This is a genomic window from Serratia sp. PL17 (assembly GCF_017832355.1).
Classification (GTDB): domain Bacteria; phylum Pseudomonadota; class Gammaproteobacteria; order Enterobacterales; family Enterobacteriaceae; genus Serratia.
This window is the reverse complement of sequence record NZ_JAFIBY010000004.1, coordinates 374,018-399,430: the sequence shown is the minus strand read 5'-3', so window position 1 is coordinate 399,430 and position 25,413 is coordinate 374,018. Positions and strand designations below refer to the sequence as shown.

24 protein-coding genes are annotated in these 25,413 nt (G+C 52.5%); 16 read left to right on the top strand and 8 right to left on the bottom strand.

Going from position 1 to position 25,413, the window contains the following annotated elements; genetic code table 11:
- Nucleotides 1-67: 67 nt before the first annotated feature.
- Both JOE25_RS16055 and fadE read right to left on the bottom strand, forming a co-directional pair.
- Nucleotides 68-220: a Hok/Gef family protein gene (locus tag JOE25_RS16055; protein WP_041414251.1), complete on the bottom strand. Its 153-nt coding sequence runs from the start codon at nucleotides 218-220 to the stop codon at nucleotides 68-70.
- Between the two features lie 408 nt (nucleotides 221-628).
- The gene (gene fadE / locus JOE25_RS16050; RefSeq protein WP_209636777.1) at nucleotides 629-3,085 is read right to left on the bottom strand and encodes an acyl-CoA dehydrogenase FadE; all 2,457 of its coding nucleotides are present in this window, start codon (nucleotides 3,083-3,085) and stop codon (nucleotides 629-631) included.
- 245 nt (nucleotides 3,086-3,330) lie between these two features.
- Here fadE and lpcA point away from each other — a divergent pair, with 245 nt between their 5' ends.
- Together lpcA and JOE25_RS16040 are read left to right on the top strand one after the other, a co-directional pair.
- Nucleotides 3,331-3,912 (top strand): D-sedoheptulose 7-phosphate isomerase, encoded by a 582-nt coding sequence (gene lpcA / locus JOE25_RS16045; RefSeq protein WP_004949058.1) that lies wholly within the window; start codon nucleotides 3,331-3,333, stop codon nucleotides 3,910-3,912.
- Between the two features lie 102 nt (nucleotides 3,913-4,014).
- Nucleotides 4,015-4,821, top strand: a complete 807-nt coding sequence (locus tag JOE25_RS16040) for a class II glutamine amidotransferase (RefSeq protein ID WP_209636775.1) — start codon at nucleotides 4,015-4,017, stop codon at nucleotides 4,819-4,821.
- On the opposite strand, the gene dpaA is transcribed toward JOE25_RS16040, so the two are convergent.
- Entirely contained in the window at nucleotides 4,753-5,523 is a 771-nt protein-coding gene (gene dpaA, locus JOE25_RS16035) for a peptidoglycan meso-diaminopimelic acid protein amidase (RefSeq protein ID WP_209636773.1), read from the bottom strand. The genes JOE25_RS16040 and dpaA overlap by 69 nt on opposite strands.
- Nucleotides 5,524-6,103: 580 nt before the next feature.
- On the opposite strand from dpaA, the gene JOE25_RS16030 reads away from it, so the two are divergent.
- From JOE25_RS16030 to nqrM, 8 genes are read left to right on the top strand one after another with little or no spacing between them, the layout of a single operon-like run.
- Complete coding sequence (locus tag JOE25_RS16030; protein ID WP_209636771.1) at nucleotides 6,104-7,453, top strand: Na(+)-translocating NADH-quinone reductase subunit A; 1,350 nt, start codon at nucleotides 6,104-6,106, stop codon at nucleotides 7,451-7,453.
- Between the two features lie 3 nt (nucleotides 7,454-7,456).
- A complete protein-coding gene (locus JOE25_RS16025) occupies nucleotides 7,457-8,698 on the top strand; it encodes an NADH:ubiquinone reductase (Na(+)-transporting) subunit B (protein ID WP_209636769.1) in 1,242 nt (413 codons plus the stop codon).
- Nucleotides 8,688-9,482: a Na(+)-translocating NADH-quinone reductase subunit C gene (locus tag JOE25_RS16020; RefSeq protein ID WP_209636767.1), complete on the top strand. Its 795-nt coding sequence runs from the start codon at nucleotides 8,688-8,690 to the stop codon at nucleotides 9,480-9,482. The genes JOE25_RS16025 and JOE25_RS16020 overlap by 11 nt, the downstream gene beginning before the upstream one ends.
- Nucleotides 9,475-10,104, top strand: a complete 630-nt coding sequence (locus JOE25_RS16015; protein ID WP_020825369.1) for an NADH:ubiquinone reductase (Na(+)-transporting) subunit D — start codon at nucleotides 9,475-9,477, stop codon at nucleotides 10,102-10,104. Before JOE25_RS16020 ends, JOE25_RS16015 begins: the two co-directional genes overlap by 8 nt.
- A gap of 6 nt (nucleotides 10,105-10,110) precedes the next feature.
- Nucleotides 10,111-10,707 (top strand): NADH:ubiquinone reductase (Na(+)-transporting) subunit E, encoded by a 597-nt coding sequence (nqrE, locus tag JOE25_RS16010; RefSeq protein ID WP_012005400.1) that lies wholly within the window; start codon nucleotides 10,111-10,113, stop codon nucleotides 10,705-10,707.
- Nucleotides 10,708-10,722: 15 nt separating this feature from the next.
- Nucleotides 10,723-11,946, top strand: a complete 1,224-nt coding sequence (gene nqrF / locus JOE25_RS16005; protein WP_037423058.1) for an NADH:ubiquinone reductase (Na(+)-transporting) subunit F — start codon at nucleotides 10,723-10,725, stop codon at nucleotides 11,944-11,946.
- Entirely contained in the window at nucleotides 11,947-12,978 is a 1,032-nt protein-coding gene (locus JOE25_RS16000; protein WP_209636765.1) for an FAD:protein FMN transferase, read from the top strand.
- A gap of 7 nt (nucleotides 12,979-12,985) precedes the next feature.
- Nucleotides 12,986-13,213, top strand: a complete 228-nt coding sequence (gene nqrM / locus JOE25_RS15995; RefSeq protein ID WP_209636763.1) for a (Na+)-NQR maturation NqrM — start codon at nucleotides 12,986-12,988, stop codon at nucleotides 13,211-13,213.
- A 37-nt stretch (nucleotides 13,214-13,250) separates the two neighbouring features.
- Here nqrM and JOE25_RS15990 read toward each other — a convergent pair whose 3' ends face one another.
- Nucleotides 13,251-14,135 carry a glycerophosphodiester phosphodiesterase family protein gene (locus JOE25_RS15990; protein WP_209636761.1) on the bottom strand — a complete coding sequence of 295 codons (885 nt, stop codon included), beginning with the start codon at nucleotides 14,133-14,135 and terminating at the stop codon, nucleotides 13,251-13,253.
- 195 nt (nucleotides 14,136-14,330) lie between these two features.
- Between JOE25_RS15990 and dinB the strand changes: the two genes are divergently transcribed.
- Nucleotides 14,331-15,392, top strand: a complete 1,062-nt coding sequence (gene dinB, locus JOE25_RS15985) for a DNA polymerase IV (RefSeq protein WP_209636759.1) — start codon at nucleotides 14,331-14,333, stop codon at nucleotides 15,390-15,392.
- 78 nt (nucleotides 15,393-15,470) lie between these two features.
- Here the strand turns inward: dinB and pepD are convergent, their stop codons facing one another.
- Nucleotides 15,471-16,931: a beta-Ala-His dipeptidase gene (gene pepD / locus JOE25_RS15980; protein ID WP_209636752.1), complete on the bottom strand. Its 1,461-nt coding sequence runs from the start codon at nucleotides 16,929-16,931 to the stop codon at nucleotides 15,471-15,473.
- Between the two features lie 324 nt (nucleotides 16,932-17,255).
- Here pepD and gpt point away from each other — a divergent pair, with 324 nt between their 5' ends.
- The 5 genes from gpt to proA all read left to right on the top strand — a co-directional run bounded on the left by gpt (nucleotide 17,256) and on the right by proA (nucleotide 22,132).
- The gene (gpt, locus tag JOE25_RS15975) at nucleotides 17,256-17,714 is read left to right on the top strand and encodes a xanthine phosphoribosyltransferase (protein WP_209636750.1); all 459 of its coding nucleotides are present in this window, start codon (nucleotides 17,256-17,258) and stop codon (nucleotides 17,712-17,714) included.
- A 226-nt stretch (nucleotides 17,715-17,940) separates the two neighbouring features.
- The gene (gene frsA, locus JOE25_RS15970) at nucleotides 17,941-19,188 is read left to right on the top strand and encodes an esterase FrsA (protein ID WP_209636748.1); all 1,248 of its coding nucleotides are present in this window, start codon (nucleotides 17,941-17,943) and stop codon (nucleotides 19,186-19,188) included.
- A 60-nt stretch (nucleotides 19,189-19,248) separates the two neighbouring features.
- Nucleotides 19,249-19,650 carry a sigma factor-binding protein Crl gene (crl, locus tag JOE25_RS15965; RefSeq protein WP_209636745.1) on the top strand — a complete coding sequence of 134 codons (402 nt, stop codon included), beginning with the start codon at nucleotides 19,249-19,251 and terminating at the stop codon, nucleotides 19,648-19,650.
- 115 nt (nucleotides 19,651-19,765) lie between these two features.
- Nucleotides 19,766-20,869 (top strand): glutamate 5-kinase, encoded by a 1,104-nt coding sequence (gene proB, locus JOE25_RS15960; protein WP_182824943.1) that lies wholly within the window; start codon nucleotides 19,766-19,768, stop codon nucleotides 20,867-20,869.
- A gap of 9 nt (nucleotides 20,870-20,878) precedes the next feature.
- Entirely contained in the window at nucleotides 20,879-22,132 is a 1,254-nt protein-coding gene (gene proA, locus JOE25_RS15955) for a glutamate-5-semialdehyde dehydrogenase (protein WP_209636743.1), read from the top strand.
- Nucleotides 22,133-22,311: 179 nt separating this feature from the next.
- Here proA and JOE25_RS15950 read toward each other — a convergent pair whose 3' ends face one another.
- The 3 genes from JOE25_RS15950 to JOE25_RS15940 all read right to left on the bottom strand — a co-directional run bounded on the left by JOE25_RS15950 (nucleotide 22,312) and on the right by JOE25_RS15940 (nucleotide 25,362).
- Nucleotides 22,312-23,292 carry a hypothetical protein gene (locus tag JOE25_RS15950; RefSeq protein WP_209636742.1) on the bottom strand — a complete coding sequence of 327 codons (981 nt, stop codon included), beginning with the start codon at nucleotides 23,290-23,292 and terminating at the stop codon, nucleotides 22,312-22,314.
- Nucleotide 23,293: 1 nt separating this feature from the next.
- On the bottom strand, nucleotides 23,294-24,727 hold the full coding sequence (locus JOE25_RS15945) for a DUF3696 domain-containing protein (RefSeq protein ID WP_209636740.1): 1,434 nt from the start codon (nucleotides 24,725-24,727) through the stop codon (nucleotides 23,294-23,296).
- Between the two features lie 395 nt (nucleotides 24,728-25,122).
- Complete coding sequence (locus JOE25_RS15940) at nucleotides 25,123-25,362, bottom strand: helix-turn-helix transcriptional regulator (protein ID WP_209636738.1); 240 nt, start codon at nucleotides 25,360-25,362, stop codon at nucleotides 25,123-25,125.
- Nucleotides 25,363-25,413: the final 51 nt, after the last annotated feature.

The window sequence follows — 25,413 nt, the reverse complement described above, 5'->3', positions numbered from 1 at the left end:
GGGGAGGGTGCTCATGGATCAGTCGTCAACAACCAACAGGCGGGGCGAGCCCCGCCGTTGGGTTGCCTTACCTTTCGGGTTCGTAAGCCAAAATGGCTGCAACCTCCGTGTCCCCCAGTTTGATGCGCAATTCGCATAGCGAACCGCGGGTAATCCACATCAGCGCTATCAACGTGATGCAGATAATCATCAGCCTGAGAACGACCCGTTCTTGCTGCATTTTTGACCTCCTTGTCCTTGCCTTGCGGCGGGTAAGAGGCTAACCTGATGTTGCTTAGACATGAGAGTGGCCTCGGGTTGATAATATCGACTCGGGGCCTTTCTCTTTCTTCCCCTTCGTCTTTCAAGCTGCAGCGTTGTTGGCTGCATTCGCTTACCCCGGTCACTCACCAAAGTGAGCTCGCGGGGATGCCCGAACTTGCCGCCTAGCTGCAACATGAAATCCATTGGGTTAATCCGTTGCCAAGGCTCCGGACAGAAAGATCCAGAGCACCCATCCGCAGCCTATCCAATTATTCCCAAGATTAAATTAGTCGTTTTTCAATGTTGCGAATTGCTGCGCATTTTCTAGCGGCAATAAAAAAGGGGCGATGAATTATCGCCCCCTGAGGAAATGTGATTATTGCAGTTACGCGGCTTCGGTCTGTTTCTGGCGCTTATCCAGCTTTAGCGACTTTTCCGGCTTATTGGCCGCCAGCGCATCCGGCTCGAAGTCATCAACGTTAATGGAACGCAGGCGGCTCTCTTCGGCTTTCACCAAGATCTTCGCTTCATCCGCGTTAATCTTGCCTTCTTCCAGCGCACGTTGCGCCAGGCGATCCAGTCGGGTGAACGGCAGATTCTTGCCTGCTGCCTTGCACAGACGGTCGTGAATCGGTTCGGCGGCGATCACATCAACCAGCGCGGCTTCCATCAGGCCAATTGGGTTATGCTCGCTTGGCGTCAGATACTGGCCACGGCCCAGGCGGCTACGGGTGGCAGACGGCTGTTGGAGGATCTTGGCCAACTGGTGATCCAGGCGGTCGGACGGGGCGGTATGCACACGGCCGAACGGGAAGATCACGAAGCGCATTGCACCGGCGATAAAGCGGTTCGGGAAGTTACGCAGCAGATCGTCCAACGCTTGCTCTGCCTGGTGCAGGCTGTCCTGAACGCCCCAGTGAACCAGCGGTAAATCTTCTTTTTGACGGCCTTCATCTTCAAAACGTTTCAGCGTAGCGGATGCCAGGTACATTTGGCTGAGGATATCCCCCAGACGGGCGGAGATACGCTCACGACGCTTCAGGCTACCTCCCAGAACACCCATGGATACGTCCGACAGCAGTGCCAGGTTCGCGCTCAGACGGTTCAACTGCTGATAATAGCGGCGAGTTGCGTCTTTGGTTGGTGTGCCACTGGTGCGGCCGTTCGTCAGGCCCAGCCAGAAACTGCGTACCTTGTTGCTGCCCACGTGGCCCAGGTGGCCGAACAGTGATTTGTCAAAGGCGTTCAGATCGTTCTTCTGCGCTGCTGCCATTTCGTCCAGAACGTATGGGTGGCAGCGGATAGCGCCCTGACCGAAGATCATCATGGTACGGGTCAGGATGTTCGCCCCTTCAACCGTGATGGCGATAGGTGCACCTTGATAGGCACGGGCCAGGAAGTTGGATTTGCCGAGCATGATCCCTTTACCGCCGGCGATATCCATTGCATCAATGATTGCCTGCTGGCCACGGTGGGTACAATGGTATTTCACGATAGCTGAGAGGACAGCCGGTTTTTCGCCCAGCATCAGGCCGCTGGTGATCAACGTAGCTGCTGCATCCATCACATAGGTGTTACCGGCGATGCGTGCCAACGGCTCTTCGATACCTTCCATCTTGCCAATAGAGAGTTTGAACTGACGGCGGATATGCGCGTAAGCACCAATCCCCAGCGCCATGGATTTCACGCTGCCGGTGGAGTTGGAAGGCAGCGTGATACCGCGACCGACAGACAGACACTCAACCAGCATACGCCAGCCCTGGCCGGCCATTTTTGGCCCACCGATGATGTAATCAATGGGGACAAACACGTCATTACCGCGAGTCGGACCGTTTTGGAAGGGGACGTTCAGCGGGAAGTGACGGTTACCGATTTCCACACCTGGGGTGCTGGTTGGGATCAGCGCACAGGTGATGCCAGGAGATGCATTATCGCTGAGCAGATGGTTCGGGTCATACAGTTTGAACGCCAGGCCAAGCACAGTCGCAACCGGAGCCAGCGTGATATAGCGTTTGTTCCAGGTCAGGCGCATGCCCAAGACCTGTTCGCCTTGCCACTCGCCCATACAGACGGTGCCGACATCTGGAATAGCGCCGGCATCGGAGCCTGCTTCCGGGCTGGTCAGGGCGAAACAAGGGATCTCATCGCCACGTGCCAGGCCTGGGAGGTAGTGATTTTTCTGCTCATCAGTACCGTAGTGCTGCAACAGTTCACCTGGGCCGAGGGAGTTAGGCACGCCAACGGTGATGGCCAGGATACCGGAAACGCCGGACAGTTTTTGCAGCACGCGTGCCTGTGCATAAGGAGAGAAGTCCAGGCCGCCGTATTCTTTCTTGATGATCATCGCGAAGAAGCGGTGTTCTTTCAGATATGCCCACAGTTCCGGCGGCAAATCGGCCAGTTCATGGGTGATCTGGAAGTCGTTCGCCATACGGCAGGCTTCTTCCACTGGGCCGTCAATAAACGCCTGCTCTTCGGCGGTCAATTGCGGTTTCGGGTAGTTATGCAGCTTGTTCCAGTCCGGCGTACCGCGGAACAAGTCGCCTTCCCACCAGGTAGTACCGGCTTCGATAGCTTCCTTTTCGGTGGTGGACATAGGTGGCATTACCTTGCGGAACGCACGCAGCGCCGGGGCAGAGAGCATGGAACGACGCAATGAGGCGACGTTCAATGGCAGCAGGATAATCGCCAGCGGCAGCAGCATCCAAAAGGTCCACAGACCAATGGCGCCCATAGCAGCGGTGTATGCCAGAAGAATAAGGCTACTGAGGGTGAGGTTCACTCGGTGATAAAACACCACACCAATGAGTGCCAGCAAAACAACAATACTAAGAACCATCATAAGAAGCTCCAAAGTGGCAAGAGGTCTGACCTGTTGTGTGTATGTAATAGGTTTTAGTACAACGCCATATTTTTATCAATGCATTTACAGTTTAATTACAACTTAAGTCACAAACTGACCGCATCAATAATCAAAAACCTCATTGGTGCCTCAACCGCGGTGCTGTTTAACTCACAGTGCTTCTCGGTTTTTCCCCGATCCGTTACACTGCGGGGCGGAAGATTGACGATAACAAGAGGTTCCTCATGTACCACGACCTTATTCGTAGTGAACTGAACGAAGCGGCCGATACCCTGGCAAAATTTATCAATGACGACGCCAATATCGACGCGATTCAACGTGCAGCGGTGCTGCTGGCCGATTCCTTTAAAGCCGGTGGGAAAGTTATCTCCTGCGGCAACGGCGGCTCCCACTGTGACGCCATGCACTTTGCCGAAGAGCTGACGGGCCGCTACCGTGAAAACCGTCCGGGCTATCCGGCGATTGCCATTTCCGACGTTAGCCACTTGTCCTGCGTCAGCAACGATTTCGGCTATGAGTACGTGTTTTCACGCTATGTGGAAGCGGTAGGCCGTGAAGGTGACGTATTGCTGGGCATTTCCACCTCCGGCAACTCCGGCAATATCATTAAAGCTATCGAAGCGGCGCGTGCGAAGGGAATGAAAGTGATCACCCTTACCGGCAAAGATGGCGGCAAAATGGCGGGTTCCGCCGACGTGGAAATCCGTGTGCCGCACTTCGGCTATGCCGACCGTATTCAGGAAATCCATATCAAAGCGATTCACATCTTGATTCAACTGATCGAAAAAGAGATGGTTAAGGCGTAATAGCTGCTGAGGGGCCCCTGGTCCCTCATTAATTATAGTACGGGTGCCGTCTACTGCACCCGTATAGATAGACGGTGTCAGTGTGGTTAAGGAGTGCTGGCGATGTGTGAACTGCTCGGGATGAGCGCAAACGTACCGACCGATATTTGCTTTAGCTTTACCGGGTTGGTTCAGCGCGGTGGCCGTACAGGGCCACATAAAGATGGTTGGGGCATTACCTTCTACGAAGGGAACGGTTGCCGCACGTTTAAGGATCCCCAGCCGAGTTTCGACTCGCCGATAGCACGCCTGGTGCAAGAATACCCCATCAAATCCTGCGCGGTGGTCTCGCATATCCGTCAGGCCAATCGCGGTGAAGTTTCGCTGGAAAATACCCACCCGTTCACCCGTGAACTCTGGGGACGTAATTGGACCTACGCACACAATGGCCAGCTGAAAGGCTATCGCCAACTGGAAACCGGCACTTTCCGCCCGGTTGGTCAGACCGACAGTGAGTACGCTTTCTGCTGGTTGCTGCACCAGCTTTCACTTAAATACCCGCGCACCCCTAGCCGCTGGCCACCGGTCTTCCGTTATATCGCTTTGCTGGCGGATCAACTGCGTCAGAAAGGGGTATTCAATATGCTGCTGTCGGATGGGCGCTTTGTGATGGCCTATTGCTCCACCAATCTGTATTGGATTACGCGTCGCGCACCTTTTGGTAAAGCGACGCTGCTCGATCAGGATGTAGAGATTGATTTTCAGCAGCAGACCACACCTAACGATGTGGTCACGGTGATCGCCACCCAGCCACTGACGGCGAATGAAACCTGGCACAAGATTGCACCAGGCGAATTCGCGCTATTTCACTTCGGTGAGCGGCTTGGCCTGAGCGAAGGGATTGGTACTGACAGCGGGAGCCGTGGTTGACGCATATTGCGTCATCTGGCTGCTGCTCAGCACGGGTTGGCCCAGCACGTACTGACCGTTGGCTACGCTGACCATCGGCGGCTGATGGTTTTTGACGAAGTAGTCGTAGCCTGGCTTCAACTGACGCCAGAAGGCGATGTAGTTGGATGAGCCGTGGCGTTTCAGGTTCTGATCGGTCATGCGGAACGGATAGATACTGATATCAATCCGGCTCTGGCCGTAAGCGAATGCAGCTTCGACGTAACGGTAAATCTCGTCCATATACGTGTTGGTCATCGCATAACAACCAATCGATTTACATTCACCGTGGATCATCAGATAAGCGCCGGAATACCCCTGTGATTTATCGTAATCATTAGGGAAACCGATATTTATTGCCCGATAATACTTACTGTCGGGTTTCAGATGACGTGCGTCAACGCTATAAAAGCCTTCTGGACTTTTAAAGTCACCTTCACGGCGTTTTGGGCCGAGGCCGCCGGAGAAATTACAGATTTGGAAAGACTTTACCAAGCGGAATTCGTTGCCCATTTTGGCATACAATTCCAGCGTGCGTTCTTCTTTGAAAATCTGAATATAGACCGGTGAACCGACTAATTGCTGTTTAACTACCGGAACCTCGGGAACCTGCTCGCTGGCGCTGCAGGCCGTGATCATCGGCATAGAAAAAAGCATCGCAAACAACAGTGCGATTTTTCTCATTATTATTCCTGCTTATATTTATCTGCTGGCTCAATGTTCATGGCCAACATGCCACTGATTATTGTTTTACGGTCTTAAAACACCGTCAGATTACCAGTGTGTTCTATTTTAGCAATATGCGATATGTATAAAAAAACTACAAACTTCGATAAAAGTGAATCGACAGGCAGATTTTAACGATTAGTGATGTAAAAGGGCCAAAATTTAATTGCGTTTGCTTGACTCAGGTCACTGCCCAACGCAGAAAAATGTTGTGGAAAATGTTAATATTCCGTCTCGAATAAACCTGCTGTTAGGGTCGCGGAGCAGAGGTGTTGATGTCATCACCCTGTCTAGTATGTGGACATTCGGCGGCAGCAAAATATTAACAGCGTTTTTATCGCGCCAAAAAATGGGTGCAGGAGTTAATCAACGGAATGTACGTGATCCCATTTTGTCAGTGCGCAAGATTTCATGTTGAGCGTGATGCCGTTGCGCCCAACCCAGAGGCTGTTGATGCAGCCTCATCATCCAGGCATCGTCAGCACCAGCCTCTGGGGCCGGTAAGACGTGTGAAACTAACCAACATCGTATAAATCCTATGATTAAAATCAGAAAAGGGTTAGATCTGCCCATTGCCGGAGCACCGATTCAGGCGATTCAGGACGGCCCAATAATTCAGCATGTCGCCCTGCTTGGGGAAGAGTACGTCGGAATGCGCCCGTCCATGCTGGTGCAGGAAGGCGATACCGTGAAGAAAGGTCAGGCGCTGTTCGAAGATAAAAAGACCCCCGGGGTTTTCTTCACCGCGCCCGCCAGTGGCCGTATTGTGGCCATCAACCGTGGTGAGCGGCGCGTATTGCAGTCGGTTGTGATCGCTGTTGAGAACGGCGGTGATGATCAACTGGCGTTTGCTCATTACCCCGTAGCTGAGCTGGCCATGCTGCCGCGTGAACAGGTCGAAAGCGAACTGCTCGCCAGCGGTTTATGGACCGCGCTGCGCACCCGGCCGTTCAGTAAAACACCGGCTCCCGGTACCACCCCACGTGCAATTTTCGTCACCGCAATGGATAGCCAGCCGCTGGCTGCCGATCCGCAGGTGATCATTGCCGAGCAGCTAGCGGCGTTCAACGCTGGGCTGGCGGTATTGGCGCGTATGACCGACGGCAAGGTGCATGTTTGTCACGCTGCCGGCGCGAACCTGGGTAAACAGCCCGATGCGCAGGTCACCTATAACGAGTTCGCCGGCCCGCACCCTGCGGGGCTAGTGGGGACTCATATTCATTTCCTCGAACCGGTCAGTTTGAAAAAGACCGTCTGGCATATCGGCTACCAGGACGTGATTGCCATTGGCACGTTGTTCACCACGGGCATGCTCGATACTCGTCGAGTAGTTGCGTTGGCTGGACCGCAGGTGGAAAACCCCGTGCTGCTGCGTACCCGTCTGGGCGCCAGCCTCGATGAACTGACAGCAGGCCGTTTGAAAGCCGGTGAAAACCGCGTGATTTCTGGCTCAGTGTTGAGCGGGACGCATGTCGCCGGGCCGAACGCCTACCTTGGCCGTTTCCACTCGCTGGTTTCTGTACTGCAGGAAGGGCGCGATAAAGAGTTATTCGGTTGGATCGCACCGTCGCCGGATAAGTTTTCCATCACCCGCACCACGCTGGGCCACTTCCTGAAGAACAAACTGTTTGCCTTCTCGACCACCACCCACGGCGGTGAGCGTGCAATGGTGCCGATCGGTAACTATGAGCGCGTCATGCCACTGGATATCCTGCCGACGCTGCTGCTGCGTGATCTGTTGGCGGGTGACAGCGACAGTGCACAGGCGTTGGGGTGTCTGGAACTGGACGAAGAAGATCTGGCGCTATGCACCTTCGTTTGCCCCGGCAAGTATGAATACGCTCCGGTGCTGCGCGACGTGCTGACCAAGATTGAGCAGGAAGGATAACCGATGGGCCTGAAGAATTTTTTTGACAAGATAGAGCATCACTTCACTCCGGGCGGCAAGCTGGAGAAGTGGTACCCGCTATTTGAAGCGACGACGACGGTGTTTTACACCCCAGGTCTGGTAACGCGCGGCGCTTCACACGTGCGCGATGCCATCGATCTGAAACGTATGATGATCCTGGTGTGGCTGGCGGTATTCCCTGCGATGTTCTGGGGTATGTACAACGTCGGTCAACAGGCCATCCCGGCCCTGCACCACCTTTACAGCGGCGATCAGCTGCAACAGGTGCTGGCGGGCGATTGGCACTACCGGCTTGCACAATGGCTGGGGGCGTCCCTGGCGGCGGATGCCGGCTGGATCAGTAAAATGGTGCTGGGCGCCTGTTACTTCCTGCCGATCTATGCCGTGGTGTTTCTGGTCGGCGGCTTTTGGGAAGTGCTGTTTGCCATCATTCGCAAGCATGAGATTAACGAAGGTTTCTTCGTCACTTCGATTCTGTTTGCGCTGATCGTGCCACCAACGCTGCCTTTATGGCAGGCCGCACTGGGTATTACCTTTGGTGTGGTGGTCGCGAAAGAGATATTTGGCGGCACCGGGCGTAACTTCCTTAACCCGGCGTTAGCAGGGCGTGCGTTCCTGTTCTTCGCTTACCCGGCACAGATTTCTGGTGATCTGGTGTGGACCTCTGCTGACGGCTTCTCCGGCGCAACGCCGCTCGCGCAGTGGAGCGTGGGTGGGGCGCATAGCCTGAGCAACGTGGCGACTGGCCAGTCTATCAGTTGGATGGATGCTTTCCTCGGTAACATCCCCGGTTCAGTTGGTGAAGTTTCTACGCTGATGATCCTGCTTGGTGGCGCAATAATTCTGTTTGGTCGCGTGGCGTCCTGGCGCATTGTCGCCGGCGTGATGCTGGGCATGATGGCGACGGCCTTCTTGTTCAATTCCATCGGTTCTACCACCAACCCGCTGTTTGCCATGCCGTGGTACTGGCATCTGGTGTTGGGCGGTTTTGCTTTCGGCATGATCTTTATGGCCACCGACCCGGTTTCTGCCTCGTTTACCAACAAAGGCAAATGGTGGTACGGCATTCTGATTGGCGTGATGTGCGTGCTGATTAGGGTTGTCAATCCAGCCTACCCGGAAGGCATGATGCTGGCGATTCTGTTCGCCAACCTGTTCGCGCCGCTGTTCGATTATCTGGTGGTGCAGGCCAACATCAAGCGGAGAAAAGCCCGTGGCGAATGAATCTAAAAACGACAGCATCGGTAAAACGCTGCTGGTGGTACTGCTGCTGTGCCTGGTGTGTTCTGTGGTGGTGGCGGGTTCCGCTGTCGGCCTGAAGTCCAAACAGCAGGAACAGAAGTTGCTCGACAAACAGCGCAATATCCTTGACGTGGCAGGCTTGCTGCAACCGAAGATGGAAGGTGAGCAGGTTAAAGCGTTGTTCACACAACGTATCGAACCACGTTTGCTGGATTTAAACAGCGGTGAGTTTGTGACGGGCAAGGCGGCTGCGTTCGATTTGGCTGCGGCATTGCGTGACGACAGTAAAAGCGCGGCACTGCCGGCAGCTCAGGATCCGGCAGGTATCAAACGCCGCAGCAACCAGGCAGAGATTTACCTGGTGCGTGACGATAGCGGTGCGGTGAACAAAATTGTCCTGCCTGTCTATGGCACTGGCCTGTGGTCGATGATGTACGCCTTTGTTGCGTTGGATAACGACGGTAACACGGTGAAAGGGATCACTTACTACCAGCAAGGGGAAACTCCGGGGCTGGGTGGTGAGGTTGAGAATGCCAGCTGGCGTCAGCAGTGGATCGGTAAAAAGCTGTTTGATGACAACGGGCAGCCGGCGATCCGCGTAGTGAAAGGCGGGGCGCGTCAGGGGGATGAACACGGGGTGGACGGCTTGTCCGGCGCCACGCTGACTTCCAACGGTGTGCAGCATACTTTTGACTTCTGGTTGGGCGAGCACGGCTTTGGCCCGTTCCTGAAAAAAGTTCGTGAGGGAGCGCTGAAAAATGGCTGATTCCAAAGAGATTAAACGGGTCCTTTTGGGGCCGTTGTTCGACAACAACCCGATCGCCCTGCAGGTGCTTGGGGTCTGTTCTGCGTTGGCCGTGACCACCAAGCTGGAGACGGCCGTGGTGATGACCATTGCAGTGACGCTGGTAACGGCGTTCTCCAGCTTCTTTATTTCACTGATCCGCCACCATATTCCAAACAGCGTGCGCATCATCGTGCAGATGGCGATTATCGCGTCATTGGTCATTGTGGTCGATCAGCTGTTGCGTGCCTATGCGTTCGAGATCTCCAAGCAGCTGTCGGTGTTTGTCGGCTTGATCATCACTAACTGTATCGTGATGGGGCGCGCCGAGGCCTATGCCATGAAGTCGCCGCCCATCGAGAGTTTCATGGACGGTATCGGCAACGGGCTGGGCTACGGCGTGATCCTGGTGTTGGTCGGTTTCCTGCGTGAGCTGTTCGGGTCTGGCAAGTTGTTTGGCATTCCCGTGCTGGAAACGGTGCAGAACGGCGGCTGGTATCAGCCAAACGGCCTGTTCCTGCTGGCACCGAGCGCGTTCTTTATCATCGGCCTGCTGATTTGGGCGCTTCGCACCCTGAAACCAGCGCAGATCGAAAAGGAGTAATGGCCGATGGAACATTATATCAGCCTGTTTGTACGCGCAGTGTTCGTTGAGAACATGGCGTTGGCGTTCTTCCTGGGGATGTGTACCTTCCTGGCCGTGTCGAAGAAGGTATCGACCGCTTTTGGTTTGGGCATCGCGGTGACCTTGGTTCTCGGGATCTCCGTACCGGTGAACAACCTGGTCTACAACCTGATCCTGCGTGACGGCGCGCTGGTGGAAGGTGTTGATCTGAGCTTCCTTAACTTCATTACCTTTATCGGCGTCATTGCAGCGCTGGTACAGATTTTGGAGATGATCCTCGATCGCTTCTTCCCGTCGCTGTACAACGCACTCGGTATTTTCCTGCCATTGATCACAGTGAACTGCGCCATTTTCGGTGGCGTTTCCTTTATGGTGCAACGTGACTACAACTTTGCCGAATCGGTCGTGTACGGCTTCGGCTCCGGCACTGGCTGGATGTTGGCGATTGTCGCGATGGCGGGTATCCGCGAAAAACTCAAGTATGCCAATGTCCCCGCTGGGTTACGCGGTCTGGGCATTACCTTTATCACCACCGGGCTGATGGCGTTGGGCTTTATGTCCTTCTCCGGTGTTCAGTTGTAAAGGCGGGAAGAAGATATGGAAATTATTTTAGGCGTCGCGATGTTTACCGGCATCGTCATGGTGCTGGTGCTGCTCATCCTGTTCGCCAAATCAAAACTGGTGAACACCGGTGACATCGCGGTGGAAGTTAACGGCGATCTGGACAAAAGCTTTACCGCTCCGGCGGGTGACAAGCTGCTGAATATGCTCTCCAGCCAGGGGATCTTCGTTTCGTCCGCTTGTGGCGGCGGGGGATCTTGCGGCCAGTGTCGTGTCGTGATCAAAGAGGGCGGCGGCGATATCCTGCCGACCGAGCTGTCACACATCAACAAGCGTGAAGCGAAAGAAGGCTGTCGATTGGCCTGTCAGGTGAATGTGAAGCAGAACCTGAAAATCGAGTTACCGGAAGAGATCTTCGGCGTGAAGAAATGGGAGTGCGAGGTTATCTCCAATGATAACAAAGCCACCTTTATCAAAGAGCTGAAGCTGAAAATTCCTGACGGTGAAGACGTGCCGTTCCGCGCAGGTGGGTTTATCCAGATTGAAGCGCCGGCACACGACATCAGCTACGCCGATTTTGACGTACCGGACGAGTACCGTGGCGACTGGGACAAGTTCAACCTGTTCCGCTACCGTTCGGTGGTGAATGAAACCACCGTGCGTGCCTACTCGATGGCGAACTATCCAGACGAAAAGGGCATCATCATGCTCAACGTGCGTATCGCCACGCCACCACCGCGCGATCCGGACGTGCCACCGGGCATCATGTCTTCCTACATTTGGTCGTTGAAGGCCGGTGACAAGGTGACCATTTCCGGGCCGTTCGGCGAGTTTTTCGCCAAGGACACCGACGCTGAAATGATCTTCATCGGTGGCGGTGCGGGTATGGCACCGATGCGTTCGCATATCTTTGACCAGCTCAATCGTCTGAAGTCGAAGCGCAAAATTACCTTCTGGTACGGTGCGCGTTCACTGCGTGAAATGTTCTATGAGGACGATTTCAATCGGTTGCAGGAAGAGAACGAGAACTTCACCTGGCACGTGGCACTTTCCGATCCGCAGCCGGAGGATAACTGGACGGGTTACACCGGCTTTATCCATAATGTTCTGTTGGAAAACTATCTGCGGAATCACCCTGCGCCGGAAGACTGCGAGTTCTATATGTGCGGTCCGCCAATGATGAACGCTGCGGTGATCAAGATGTTGAAAGATCTGGGTGTCGAAGACGAAAATATCATGCTCGATGACTTTGGTGGCTAAATGCGTGGATGGGCAATGAAGGGGTTAATAACGACGGTGGCGCTGAGCGCCACCCTGTTATTGACAGGCTGCGGGCCGGAGCAGGTGAATCTCGACGGTAAAACCATGGGGACGTCTTATTCGATCCGCTATGTTACCGGCGACGACACGCCGTCTGCCGCTAAAATACAGGCGGAGATCGACAAGCGGTTAGAGTTGGTCAACGATCAAATGTCTACCTACCGGCCGAATTCCGAACTGAGCCGCTTCAATGCCAGCCGCGTCGTGGATAAGCCTTTCCCGGTCTCTGCCGCGACGACCGAAGTGGTGCTGGAAGCGCTACGGATTAACCGCGTCACCGATGGCGCGCTGGACGTGACCGTCGGGCCGTTGGTCAATCTGTGGGGGTTCGGGCCAGAAGGGCGACCGGAAAAGGTACCGAGTGCTGCGGCGCTGGAACAACGTCGCGCCTGGACGGGGATCGACAAGCTGTCGGTGCAGGGCAATGCGTTGGTTAAGCGCATTCCAGAGCTATATGTGGATCTCTCTTCGATCGCGAAAGGCTATGGTGTGGATGTGATTGCCCAATATCTGCAATCGCAGCAGGTTAAAAACTACATGGTGGATATTGGCGGCGAGGTGCGTACCCGTGGCCATAACGGCGAGAAAAAACCATGGCGTATTGCCATTGAGCGACCAACCGCTGGCATGGAGCAGAAAGCGCAACTGGTGATCCAACCGGGTGAGATGTCGATCGCCACTTCGGGCGATTATCGCAACTACTTCGAGCAGGGCGGCGTGCGCTATTCGCATACGATAGATCCCATCACCGGCCGGCCGATCCATCACCATTTAGTGTCGGTCACGGTGTTAAGCCCTACCTGTATGGCTGCCGATGGTTTGTCGACCGGGCTGAACGTTTTGGGGCCGGAACGCGGCATGGCGCTGGCGAACCTGATGGGGATCCCGGTGTTTATGATTGTGAAAACCGCGACCGGCTTTGAAGAGCGCTACTCCGATGCGTTTAAACCCTATTTGAACAATAACTCGTGAGGTCGCTATGTTGACCGTATTTATCGCCAGCTTCGTGTTGTTTCTGCTGATTGTCGGCGGGATGTCATTGGGCTACGTGTTCAAACGCAAAAGCCTGCAAGGCAGCTGTGGGGGGATTACCGCGCTGGGGATGGATAAAGTGTGTGATTGCCCTGAACCTTGCGATGCACGCAAGAAGCGTCTGGAGAAAGAGGCGATGCGTCAGAAGCAGTTGGACAAGCACCGGATTATTTGAATACAAGGGGCGCATGCAGCGCCCCTTTCGCTATCTGTTATTTGGCTTGGCGAAAGCTTTTTGCCTCGGCCGGTGAGTTGACCATCACGCCGTCTACACCCAACGCCAGCGCCTGCTGGTATTCCGCCGGTGAATTAATGCCGAACAGAATAATGTGTGCAGGCCCTTGCGAACGGAAGCAGTCGATCGACTCTTTATCCCAGGTCAAAAACGCCTTGGAACGCCCTTCACCCAGCGTAAATTTCTCCACGACTTCCACTTCTCGCTTCAGTTCCAACCCGTACCAGCGCGGTTGCTGATTATCGGGTTTCAGCTCGCACTGATGTGACAGGCTGATATTTGCCAGTAGGTCGCGGGTTTCATCGCGCGTCTCAAAACGTTTGATGGCTGTCGGTAGCGCCTGCAGATAGTTGGCATCGGTGGAATACACGCGGGTGCGGTCCAGGCTGTTGGTTTTCTCCAATGTCGCCAACAGGGCTTTGCCGAATTGAACAGGGTCTGCGTCCGGCGACTTGATATCCAGATAGAAGTTGACCTTGGGGAACGCCGCCAGAATCTCATCCAATCTTGGAATGCCAATGCCTTTTCCGCGGAACGGGTGTGCCTCGCCTTGGGTGAATGACCAACCGGCATCGACTTTTGCCAACTGCGCGGCGGTAAAGGCGGAAACCAATCCCTGTTCGTTGGTCAGCGCTTTCAGATCAGAAGGGCGATACAGCACGATCGCGCCGTCTTTGGATTCCTGTAAGGTGATCCAAATGGCGTCTGCGCCGTTTTTCAGTGCCGTTTCTATAGCGACGCGGGTGTTTTCAGGCGCGTCGGCGGTTCCACCCCGGTGCGCAATAATGGCAGGGGCGGCCTGAGCGGCAATGGATATCAGAGATAAAGCAGAAGCCAACAAATAGACAGATAATGTTTTCATGTAGGGCACCATCCTGTGCGAGGCGTTATGGTTGTCAGTCACTGGGGGGATTAATTTTCACAGCGTACTATTGAAAAATTACGCTTTTTTAACAAGTCGAAGATAATTGGTTGAAACCCTGTTTTCTTCGAACTGAACCGAGGCTTGAGCTTTCTATTATCGCCTGTATACTTATACAGTGTTATTGGAGGCGCAATGCGTAAAATCATTCATGTCGATATGGACTGCTTCTTCGCAGCGGTAGAAATGCGCGACGATCCCAGTTTACGTGAGATTCCGCTGGCAATCGGCGGCAGTGCCGATCGGCGCGGGGTGATCAGTACCGCCAATTATCCTGCGCGTCGTTATGGTGTGCACAGCGCGATGTCGACAGCGATGGCACTCAAGCTTTGCCCGCATCTTAAACTGCTGCCAGGCCGTATGGCTGCCTATAAAGAAGCCTCGCAACACATCCGCGAAATATTTGCGCGCTACACCCCGCTGATTGAACCGTTATCCCTGGATGAAGCCTATCTGGATGTGACCGACTGCACCCAGTGCAACGGTTCGGCGACGCTGATCGCCCAGCAAATCCGTCAGGCTATTTCCGATGAGCTGAACCTCACCGCGTCTGCCGGTATTGCCCCCATCAAGTTCCTCGCCAAGATTGCTTCAGAGCTCAATAAGCCGAATGGCCAATACGTCATCACGCCGGCACAGGTGCCGGCATTTTTACAGCAACTGCCGCTGAGCAAAATCCCCGGCGTGGGGAAGGTGACCGCAAAACGGTTGGAAGAGGTGGGGCTGATCACCTGCGCAGATGTGCAACAGTACGATCTTGCTGCTCTGTTAAAGCGCTTCGGCAAGTTTGGCCGTGTGCTGTGGGAGCGCTGCCAGGGGATAGATCTGCGTGAGGTTTCGCCAGAACGGCTGCGTAAGTCGGTGGGGGTTGAGCGTACGCTGGCGGAAGATATCCATGACTGGGAGGAGTGTGAAACCTTGATCGTCGATAAGCTCTATCCCGAGCTGGAGACGCGGTTGCGTAAAGTGAAACCGGATCTGCACATTGCCCGCCAAGGGGTGAAGCTGAAGTTTCAGGATTTCCAGCAAACGACGCAGGAACACGTCTGGCCTGTACTCAATAAAGACGACTTGATCAGCGTGGCACGGCAGGTATGGCGCGAGCGGCGTGAAGGGCGTGGGGTGCGGCTGGTCGGCTTGCACGTGACGCTGTTGGACCCGCAACTGGAGCGTCAGCTGTTGCTGCCGTGGGAATAATAAAGGCGCAATGCAAGATTGCGCCTTTATGTAAACGGCTCGGTCATTTTTGGGGTTCAGCGTGCCGAACCCGGCAGATTACGCGCGCTCCGGGATAGCCTTCAACAGTGCGGTCAGCAGCTTCCAGTACAGGCCCACGCTTTCGATATGCACTTGTTCATCCGGCGAGTGTGGCCCGGTAATGGTTGGCCCAATTGATACCATATCCATATTTGGATACGGCTTTTTGAACAGGCCGCATTCCAGACCGGCGTGGATCACCATGATGTTTGGCGTCTTGTTAAACAGATCCTGGTAGATCTCACGCACCAGGTGCATGACCGGTGAGTCAGCATCTGGCTGCCAGCCCGGGTAGCCCCCTTTTGGTGCCACTTTGGCGTTAGCCAATTGGCCCAGAGCGGTCAGCATACCCACCACATAATCTTTGCCACTGTCGATCAGTGAACGGATCAGGCAGATGATTTCTGCTTCGCTGTCGTTGGTGGTGACCACGCCCACGTTCAATGAGGTTTCTACCACGCCTTTGACCGCGTCGCTCATGCGGATCACGCCGTTTGGCGTGCCATTAAGCAGCGCGACGAAACGCTGTTGGCAGTCGGCGGTCATTGCCTGAGATGCACTGGTGGTTGGCTCCAACAGCACGGTAATGTTTTTCTCTTTCGCGGCCAGTTCGTTTTGCAAGGTTGCCAGAAACGCCTGGGTCAGCGCTTTCAAGGCATCGGCTTTTTCGGCCGGTACGGCAACCACTGCAGAGGCTTCACGCGGGATAGCATTGCGCAGGGTACCGCCGTTCAGATCCAGCAGGCGCAGGTTCAACTCAGCGGTATGATCAAACAGGAAGCGTGCCAGCAGTTTGTTGGCGTTGCCCAGACCCACGTGGATATCGGCACCGGAGTGACCGCCTTTCAGGCCCTTGATCGTCAGCTTCAGGGTCTGATAACCGGCAGGTACGGCTTCGCGCTGCAGTGGCAGGGTGGTGATGAAATCAATACCACCGGCGCAACCCATGTAGATCTCGCCTTCTTCTTCGGAGTCGGTGTTGATCAGGATATCCGCTTGCAGCCAGTTAGCTTGCAGCCCGAACGCGCCGTCCATACCGGCTTCTTCGGTCATGGTCAGCAGCACTTCCAGCGGGCCGTGCTCAACGCTGTCGTCGGCCAGCACTGCCAGGGCAGAAGCCATACCGATACCGTTGTCGGCGCCCAGCGTGGTACCGCGTGCTTTAATCCACTCGCCGTCAATGTACGGCTGAATCGGATCCTTGGTGAAGTCGTGCACCGTGTCGTTATTCTTCTGTGGCACCATATCCAGGTGCGCCTGCAGGGCGACGGGCTTGCGGTTTTCCATGCCTTTGGTGGCAGGTTTACGCAGCAGAATGTTGCCTACATGGTCACGTTCGGCGTGCAGGTGTTTCTCTTTCGCCCACTCGAGGATGTGCTGTGCCAGCGCTTCTTCATGATAAGAAGGATGCGGAATAGAGCAGATTTTGGCAAAAATATCCCACAGCGGCTGTGGTGAAAGTTGAGACAATTCAGACACTATAAGTCTCCTGTAACAGCATTCTCGGCAAGGCGGGAATGCCGCTCGGTTAGGGTTAGGGGCATCTGTGCGGCTTTGGCACGATCTCCAGAGAATATCACTTTATTCCGGGCGGTGCCCGTACCGTATTGCGCTGTTTAAGCGCTTGATCACACTCGTTTGACGCGTCGTTGCTCATTTCTTCAGCATCAATCACCAGACGAATTACTTATGAATTCCACGGTTCAACTGGTATTTGGTGCGCCCAGTCTTTATAATCTCGCGCAACCTTTTTTCCCCTGATTACTGAGTAAGCCGCACCACTGCTGGCTGGGACACCATTCTATGAGCGAAAAATACGTTGTTACCTGGGATATGCTGCAAATGCAAGCGCGCAAACTGGCTCACCGCCTGCTGCCTGCTGACCAATGGACAGGCATTATTGCCGTAAGCCGCGGCGGCTTGGTGCCGGCAGCCTTACTGGCCCGTGAGTTGGGTATTCGCCACGTGGATACCGTCTGCATTTCCAGCTATGACCATGACAACCAACGCGAAATGAAAGTGCTCAAGCGTGCGGAAGGCGACGGCGAAGGCTTTATCGTGATCGACGATCTGGTGGATACCGGCGGCACCGCGAAAGCGATCCGTGATATGTACCCGAAAGCGCATTTCGTCACCATCTTCGCCAAGCCGGCGGGTCGCCCGCTGGTGGATGACTATGTGGTTGATATCCCGCAAGACACCTGGATCGAACAGCCATGGGACATGGCGGTGACCTTTGTGCCACCGATCGGCGGCCGTTAAGTTCGCCACACTGATTCGTGAAAACGCCCGGCTCCGCCGGGCGTTTTTGTTTCTGATATTCGCCACTGGGCCATGGGGTGTGCATCAAGGCAGCAAGCGAGCGGGGCCGACACAGATGTCGCTTCAAGTATGACGGGTATATCGCGCCAGAGTTCGGTACACTACCTCGAGTTAATTAGTAGGCTGTTTGCGGCCTACGGCCAGATTTACGGAGGCTGTTGTTACCATGGCACAGGCCAACCTTTCTGAAATCCTGTTTAAACCCTCATTTAAGCACCCAGAGACCTCGACACTGGTCATGCGTGCGCGCAACAAAGTCAGTGCAGAGCTGCATTCCACGCTAGAAGGCAATACCGTCAGTAACTGGTATCGCATGCTTAACCCCCTGCTGTGGACCTGGCGCGGTGTCGATCCGATCGAGATCAACGAAGTGCTGGCGCGCATTGCGGTCGCAGATGTGGAACACACCAACGACAAGTGGCTCGATACCGTGGTCGGTTACCGTAACGGCAACTGGATCTACGAGTGGGTACACCAGGGCATGCGCTGGCAGCAGAGCGCGCTGGAACAGCAAGATCCCCTGATCGGTGGGCAGCACTGGCTGAACGCCGCCAATTTTTACAGCATCGCCGGTTACCCGCATCTGAAAGGGGATGAGCTGGCCGAACAGGCTGAAGCGCTGTCCTGTCGGGCCTACGAAGAGGCCGCGCTGTTACTGCCGTACCAGTTGAAAGAGCTGGAGTTCCGCATTGAGGGCGGCAGCAGTATCACCGGGTTCCTGCATATGCCAGAGAAAGGCGAAGCGCCGTTCCCAACGGTACTGATGTGCGGCAGTTTGGACACGTTACAGACCGATTATCACCGCTTTTTCCGCGACTATCTGGCACCGCATGGCATTGCCATGCTGACCATTGATATGCCTTCTATCGGTTCTTCTTATAAGTGGAAACTCACGCAAGATTCCAGCTTCCTGCACCAGCAGGTGCTCACTCAACTGGCCTCGGTGCCGTGGGTTGATCATCAGCGGGTGACGGCGTTTGGCTTCCGTTTCGGCGCCAACGTCGCCGTCCGTCTTGCCTACCTGGAGCCGCAGCGGCTGCGGGGTGTGGCTTGTCTGGGGCCGGTGGTGCACCGCTTGTTGTGCGACATCAACACGCAGCGACACGTGCCGGATATGTATATGGACGTGCTGGCCAGCCGCATGGGCATGGCCAACGCGTCGGATAACGTGTTGAAGATTGAGCTGAACAGTTATTCGCTGAAAACCCAGGGATTGTTGGGCCGCCGCTGTCCGACGCCGATGTTGGCCGGTTACTGGGATCAAGATCCCCTCAGCCCGAAAGAGGAAGCGCAACTGATCGCGTCGTCTTCTATGGACGGCAAGCTGATCGCCATACCGCGCGCGCCTGTCTACAGCAGTTTCCACAAGGCATTGCTACAGATGACACATTGGATGAAAGATAAAATGCGTTAAATAGTTGCTAAATTTTAACAATTTGTTAAAAAGAGTGGTCTACATTGAGGAGGTTAAAGAATGACGTTACCGAGTGGTCACCCTAAAAGCCGACTAATGAAACGTTTCGCCAGCTTGGGGCCGTATCTGCGTGAAGGGCAGTGTGAGAACGACCGTTTTTTCTTTGATTGTTTAGCCGTTTGCGTCAATGTTAAGCCCGCACCAGAGAAACGCGAGTTCTGGGGCTGGTGGATCGAACTGCATGCTGAAGATACGCGCTTCACCTACGCCTATCAGTTCGGCCTGTTTGATAAAGAAGGGCATTGGACGCCGGAAAAGATTAAAGATACTGAAGTCAAAACCAAGCTGGAAACTACCCTGCGTGATTTCCACCGCCGCCTGGGCGAACTGCTGAACACAATGGAACTGACGTTAGAGCCCGCCGCTGATTTCAAAGAAAAACTGATTAAACTTTCCGCCTGACCCCGTTTGACCACAAGTATTCTGCTGATTTCGCGTTGTGCCTGTTGGCATAACGCGTCTCTCCTGTTACAAAGTCCCTAGTATTATTCTTCTCATCTTATACGGCAGAAACACTATGAACGGCAGCCAGACACTGGTTGTGAAATTGGGCACCAGCGTGTTGACCGGCGGTTCGCTGCGTCTTAACCGTGCCCATATTGTCGAACTGGTACGCCAGTGCGCACAACAGCATGCAGCGGGTCACCGCATCGTTATCGTGACTTCCGGCGCGATTGCCGCCGGGCGCGAGCATTTGGGTTACCCCGAACTCCCCGCCACCATCGCCTCCAAGCAGCTGCTGGCGGCGGTTGGGCAGAGCCGGTTGATCCAACTGTGGGAACAACTGTTTTCCATTTACGGTATCCACGTCGGGCAGATGCTGCTGACGCGTGCCGATCTGGAAGACCGTGAACGCTTCCTCAACGCACGCGACACCATGACGGCGCTGCTGGACAACCGTATCGTGCCGGTAATCAATGAGAATGACGCGGTCGCGACCGCAGAAATCAAGGTGGGCGACAACGATAATCTGTCGGCATTGGCGGCGATCCTAGCCGGGGCCGATAAGCTGTTGTTGCTGACCGATCAGCAGGGGTTATACACCGCAGACCCACGTAACAACCCGCAGGCGGAGCTCATCCGTGAAGTGCACGGCATCGACGACGCACTGCGCGCCATCGCTGGCGACAGCGTTTCCGGCCTGGGTACCGGCGGTATGGGGACCAAACTGCAAGCCGCTGACGTGGCCTGCCGCGCCGGTATCGACGTGATCATCGCCGCCGGCAGCAAGCCAGGCGTCGTGGGCGACGTGATTGAAGGCAAACCGGTGGGCACGCGTTTCCATGCGCTGGAAACCCCGCTGGAAAACCGCAAACGTTGGATCTTTGGTGCACCACCGGCCGGCGAGATCACCGTAGACGACGGTGCCGTCGACGCCATTATGGCGCGTGGCAGTTCGTTGCTGCCGAAGGGCATCCGCGAAGTTAAAGGCGATTTCTCCCGTGGTGAAGTGATCCGCATTCGCAACCTGGCGGGGCGCGATCTGGCGCACGGCGTCAGCCGCTACAACAGCGACGCGATGCGCATGATTGCCGGGCATCACTCACAGGAAATCAGCGAAATTCTCGGTTATGAATACGGCCCGGTGGCAGTGCACCGCGACGATATGATAGTCAGTTAAGGAGTGAGCATGCTAGAGCAAATGGGGAAGGCCGCCAAACAGGCTTCCTGGCAACTGGCGGTGCTGAGCACGGCAAAGAAAAATCAGGTGTTGTCGGTGATCGCCGACAGACTGGAAGCCGAAAGCGAAGTGATTTTACAGGCTAATGAACAGGACATGGCACAGGCACGCGCCAGCGGGATGACCGAAGCGCTGCTCGATCGCCTGTTGCTGACCCCGGCGCGGCTGGCAGCGATCGCCAACGACGTGCGCCAGGTGTGCCGTTTGAACGACCCGGTCGGCCACGTATTGGACGGCAGCCTGCTGGACAGCGGGCTGAAGCTGGAGCGTCGCCGCGTGCCGCTCGGCGTGATTGGCGTGATTTATGAAGCGCGGCCGAACGTCACCATCGACGTCGCCAGCCTGTGCCTGAAAACCGGGAATGCAGTGATCCTGCGTGGCGGCAAAGAAACGCACCACACCAACCAGGCGACAGTGAAAGTGATCCAGCAGGCGCTGGAACAGTGCGGCCTGCCGGCTGCAGCGGTGCAGGCGATTGAAAGCCCGGATCGCGCACTGGTGAATGAGCTGCTGCGTCTGGATCGTTACGTCGATATGCTGATCCCACGCGGTGGTGCTGGCTTGCACAAGCTGTGCCGTGAACAGTCGACCATTCCGGTGATCACCGGCGGTATCGGTGTTTGCCACACCTACGTTGACGACAGCGTTGATTTCGACAAGGCATTGACGGTCATCGAGAATGCCAAAATCCAACGTCCAAGCGCCTGTAACTCGCTGGAGACGTTGCTGGTGAACCGTAATATCGCTGCCGAGTTCCTGCCTGCGCTGAGCACCCGAATGGCTGCAGTTGGCGTCACTCTGCATGCCGCAGAGAACGCGATGCCGCTGTTGCAAGACGGCCCGGCAACGGTGGTGGCGGTAGCGGCGGAGGATTATGACGACGAATGGCTGTCGCTGGACCTGAACGTGGCGCTGGTGGATGACATCGATCAGGCCATCGACCATATCCGTACCCACGGCACCAGCCACTCCGACGCGATCCTCACCCGCTCACTGAGCAGCGCCGAGCACTTTGTGCGCGCAGTGGACTCTAGCGCGGTATACGTCAACGCCAGCACCCGCTTCACCGACGGCGGCCAGTTTGGCCTGGGCGCAGAAGTGGCCGTCAGCACCCAGAAACTGCATGCCCGCGGCCCAATGGGCCTGGACGCACTGACCACCTATAAGTGGATCGGTTATGGCGACGATTTGGTTCGCAGTTAACGTTAGGTTCGCAGTTAACGTTAGGTTCGGTGTTTAGGTTTAATGTAGGGGCGCAGCATGTTGCGCCCCTAGTAACGGTATGTTTTTTTCTATGATTATGTTTTACTCCGATAGTTAATTTAATTGCTTTCATAAATTAAAATAGTTATTTATTCCAAGCGGAAATTTTTAATTTTAAACTAAAACTCTTCAGTCCATAGACGCCGAGATAATAACTCACCTAAAGAATATTTGAAGTTAGAGTGAGAGCTACTTTTTATCGATAATGTTGAAGAGAATAATGGTAGATCTCTGAAAATATCAAATCCTTTTCCTATTTCATATACTATATTATCAAAGCATATAAATCTATCGTGACCAAACTTCTGAAAATTTTTGTCATCACACGAAAATATTGTAATATTTGATATTGTATTTTTAAATTGAATATTCGAAGCAATTTTTTTTCTTAAGTAATTGGTTATTTCATTGTACAGTTCAGAATCACGCTCTCCACCAACTGTACAAATTGTAATGTTGAATTTACGACCCTCCCGGCTTAACAACTTTACGAATCGGTCAAGCGCCACCTCTCTTTTATGTCTACCAATATCTTCAGAGAGATTTGCGCCAAAATAGCGATCAATTATAGTTATTACCTTTGAATACTTGGCTGTTTTTTGAAATTGCAACATCCATATTTTTTCTATTTCATCGCCAACCTTTATACCTTGATTGCATAGTGTTATACTTTTTGAGTAAGAGTTACTTTTTAGCAAGCCATTTATTTTTGAAATTTCTAAACTTTCAAAAACTATACTATCGTTTTCATCAAGTAAACCAAGTGAAGTAAATTCATTTGGTACTAGAATAAGCTCTAGCCCTGTAGGTTTATATAGAGATTCAAGTTGATTAATATTTTCAAAGGATACCGTTTTTTTATATAATTTACTGATATCATATGTTCTAGCATGAGTTAAAGCTGTAACCCATTTTTTGGAATACTTTGCGGGTATTGTATCTTCCCATTCTTGGTAGTTTTTTAATTCTGAGAATGGATATAATAAACAACCTCTTTCTAACCAAAAATCTAACAGCATATTGTTCACCATGTTGGAGTTTTTGCCGTTGAGATCATTAGCTGCTAAGAAATCTTCATCGAAATGAAACTCAGTTAACATGTTACCCTCCAAAGATCTCGCTGACTCTTTCATCAAAAAATCCATGTGGCCAATGAGCGGTAAAATCACCATCATCATCTAAAGGTAAGTTAATTATCTTAGAACCTTCATTTTCAGCCGTCACATAATATACCTTTACAAGTTCTTTGTTTATTTTTTTCTCTCTAATTCTTCTTTGCATTCTCAGGATTAAGGATTCGCTATGGGTTTCTATTATCCATTGATTCTTTGTCTTTTGTGCCCCATTCTTGTTTTTGTTTTCGGCTAATACAGAGTCAATAAAAAGATCTGCTAAATGGGCTTGTAATCTCGGGTGCAAATGTATTTCTGGTTGCTCAACGCATAATGTATTATTTCTGGATATGATGGCATCTGTAATTATTGGGAGGACCTGCCCTATTCCAAACCCAACATCCATTGGTGTGACTAGTGTATCGTTTCGTTCATCTTTTAATACTATTGATATTATATCGCCGCTTATTTCACTACCGAAATTTTTCACGGATAATTCATAAGGTATTTCAAATGATTTCATCCATTTGTTTATTTCTTTAACAACTTCACTCCCGGATTCATAGAGTTCGCCGCCTAGATTACTTTCTCCTTTCATTTTCACTGCATTATCCTTTCCGGATAAATAAAATCTCTTTGGTGTGGTTCTTAATGGCCCTAAATATTTTATGCTGTTAAATTCATGAGATACCTCATTAGATAGTATTCCAAGATAATTATTAGTGAAATCAGAGAACGTTTCACCATGTAATGTCATTGGAATGGAGACGTTTTTATTGACTTTAAAAATATTTTTATTAATTGATTTAATAATCATTTTATTTAGAATGCTAGAGTTATCATCAGAAATTCTCTCTATCCTTTTTAATATGAATGAAGAAAGTGATCTTATAGTCGCACTATCACCATAGTAATTCTCACTTAGTTCTGATGTGAAGTTCTTATCCCCTTTTATAATATTTAATTTTAATTTGTTTTCTTTGTCTGAGCTATTTGAAATTTCATATTTGAACTCCTTTAGAAAGCATGATGAGATGTCATCTTCACTTTTTTCTTTGTGAGCATACGTGAATCCTACTTTTCTAATATCAGATGATGCAAGAAATTGCCTTTCCGAGAAGATATCTTGGTATTCCTGAGCGCTTAAATTGTATGTAAATGAAAATGAAAGCTCAATCTCTTTTCCAACGTCATGACCGTGAATTAAAGATACAAATGAATTTAGGTCTAAACATGACCCATTAGCTATGAACCCGGCTTGTTTTTGTGGAGTTGACAGCGTTTGTTTCATACCTAGCAGCGATTGTATAATCGTGCTTTTCCCAGAGGAATTTGGTCCGAAGATAAGTGTTATTGGAGCTAAGTCTAGGGATTGAGTGCCAGAAAATGATTTAAAATTCTTTATGGAAATATTAGTCAACATAAGTGCTCCTTTTAAAAACATATTGATTTTAATATATATTTTAAAAAAAGCAAGAAATTAGATTTTAATTATGAAATCTATAAGATATCGTGAAATTTAAATTTTTGTGGGTGAAGTGAAAATTCTTTGTAATGTGTTTTTGGTTTTTATATTTTCATTGGTTGTTAATGAGTGTCGTTTTTCTTATGTTTTACGTAATTTTCAAAGCTGTTTCATCACTAAATAAAGTATATGGCTTTAATGGTTTTTTAATTATCTCATGCTGTTATCTTATTTTTACTCGATGTGCAAATTTCTTGTTAATAATATAATTTGCTTGGTGATGGTTTTCTGAGATGCGATTTTTATGGTTAGAGTAATGACATTCTAAAACGAATTTTATATTTATATTCCAATCATTTAACCCGCCCACCAATCCGTTCCATAACCGCTCCAGCATCCACCCCAAGCAGCCTGGCGATAAGAGCAAACTCCACCACATCCAGCTTGCGTTCGCCGTTCTCAACCTTGGCGATAAAGGACTGCGGGCGGCCCAGCGCCTCGGCCAATTTAGCCTGAGTGATGCCTTTTTCTATACGAGCATCCCGAAGTATTTTTATAACTAATTGATACTCGGTTGAATAAACTGAAGTCATGGCGTTTTTCGCGAGTGATATCCCAAAGCAGAATATCTGCAATTATCTCAG

Coding starts and splice junctions, on each gene's coding strand:
- JOE25_RS16055 (WP_041414251.1), bottom strand. CDS start 220: ATGCAGCAAGAACGGGTCGTTCTCAGGCTGATGATTATCTGCATCACG.
- fadE (WP_209636777.1), bottom strand. CDS start 3,085: ATGATGGTTCTTAGTATTGTTGTTTTGCTGGCACTCATTGGTGTGGTG.
- lpcA (WP_004949058.1), top strand. CDS start 3,331: ATGTACCACGACCTTATTCGTAGTGAACTGAACGAAGCGGCCGATACC.
- JOE25_RS16040 (WP_209636775.1), top strand. CDS start 4,015: ATGTGTGAACTGCTCGGGATGAGCGCAAACGTACCGACCGATATTTGC.
- dpaA (WP_209636773.1), bottom strand. CDS start 5,523: ATGAGAAAAATCGCACTGTTGTTTGCGATGCTTTTTTCTATGCCGATG.
- JOE25_RS16030 (WP_209636771.1), top strand. CDS start 6,104: ATGATTAAAATCAGAAAAGGGTTAGATCTGCCCATTGCCGGAGCACCG.
- JOE25_RS16025 (WP_209636769.1), top strand. CDS start 7,457: ATGGGCCTGAAGAATTTTTTTGACAAGATAGAGCATCACTTCACTCCG.
- JOE25_RS16015 (WP_020825369.1), top strand. CDS start 9,475: ATGGCTGATTCCAAAGAGATTAAACGGGTCCTTTTGGGGCCGTTGTTC.
- nqrE (WP_012005400.1), top strand. CDS start 10,111: ATGGAACATTATATCAGCCTGTTTGTACGCGCAGTGTTCGTTGAGAAC.
- nqrF (WP_037423058.1), top strand. CDS start 10,723: ATGGAAATTATTTTAGGCGTCGCGATGTTTACCGGCATCGTCATGGTG.
- JOE25_RS16000 (WP_209636765.1), top strand. CDS start 11,947: ATGCGTGGATGGGCAATGAAGGGGTTAATAACGACGGTGGCGCTGAGC.
- nqrM (WP_209636763.1), top strand. CDS start 12,986: ATGTTGACCGTATTTATCGCCAGCTTCGTGTTGTTTCTGCTGATTGTC.
- JOE25_RS15990 (WP_209636761.1), bottom strand. CDS start 14,135: ATGAAAACATTATCTGTCTATTTGTTGGCTTCTGCTTTATCTCTGATA.
- dinB (WP_209636759.1), top strand. CDS start 14,331: ATGCGTAAAATCATTCATGTCGATATGGACTGCTTCTTCGCAGCGGTA.
- gpt (WP_209636750.1), top strand. CDS start 17,256: ATGAGCGAAAAATACGTTGTTACCTGGGATATGCTGCAAATGCAAGCG.
- frsA (WP_209636748.1), top strand. CDS start 17,941: ATGGCACAGGCCAACCTTTCTGAAATCCTGTTTAAACCCTCATTTAAG.
- crl (WP_209636745.1), top strand. CDS start 19,249: ATGACGTTACCGAGTGGTCACCCTAAAAGCCGACTAATGAAACGTTTC.
- proB (WP_182824943.1), top strand. CDS start 19,766: ATGAACGGCAGCCAGACACTGGTTGTGAAATTGGGCACCAGCGTGTTG.
- proA (WP_209636743.1), top strand. CDS start 20,879: ATGCTAGAGCAAATGGGGAAGGCCGCCAAACAGGCTTCCTGGCAACTG.
- JOE25_RS15950 (WP_209636742.1), bottom strand. CDS start 23,292: ATGTTAACTGAGTTTCATTTCGATGAAGATTTCTTAGCAGCTAATGAT.
- JOE25_RS15945 (WP_209636740.1), bottom strand. CDS start 24,727: ATGTTGACTAATATTTCCATAAAGAATTTTAAATCATTTTCTGGCACT.
- JOE25_RS15940 (WP_209636738.1), bottom strand. CDS start 25,362: ATGACTTCAGTTTATTCAACCGAGTATCAATTAGTTATAAAAATACTT.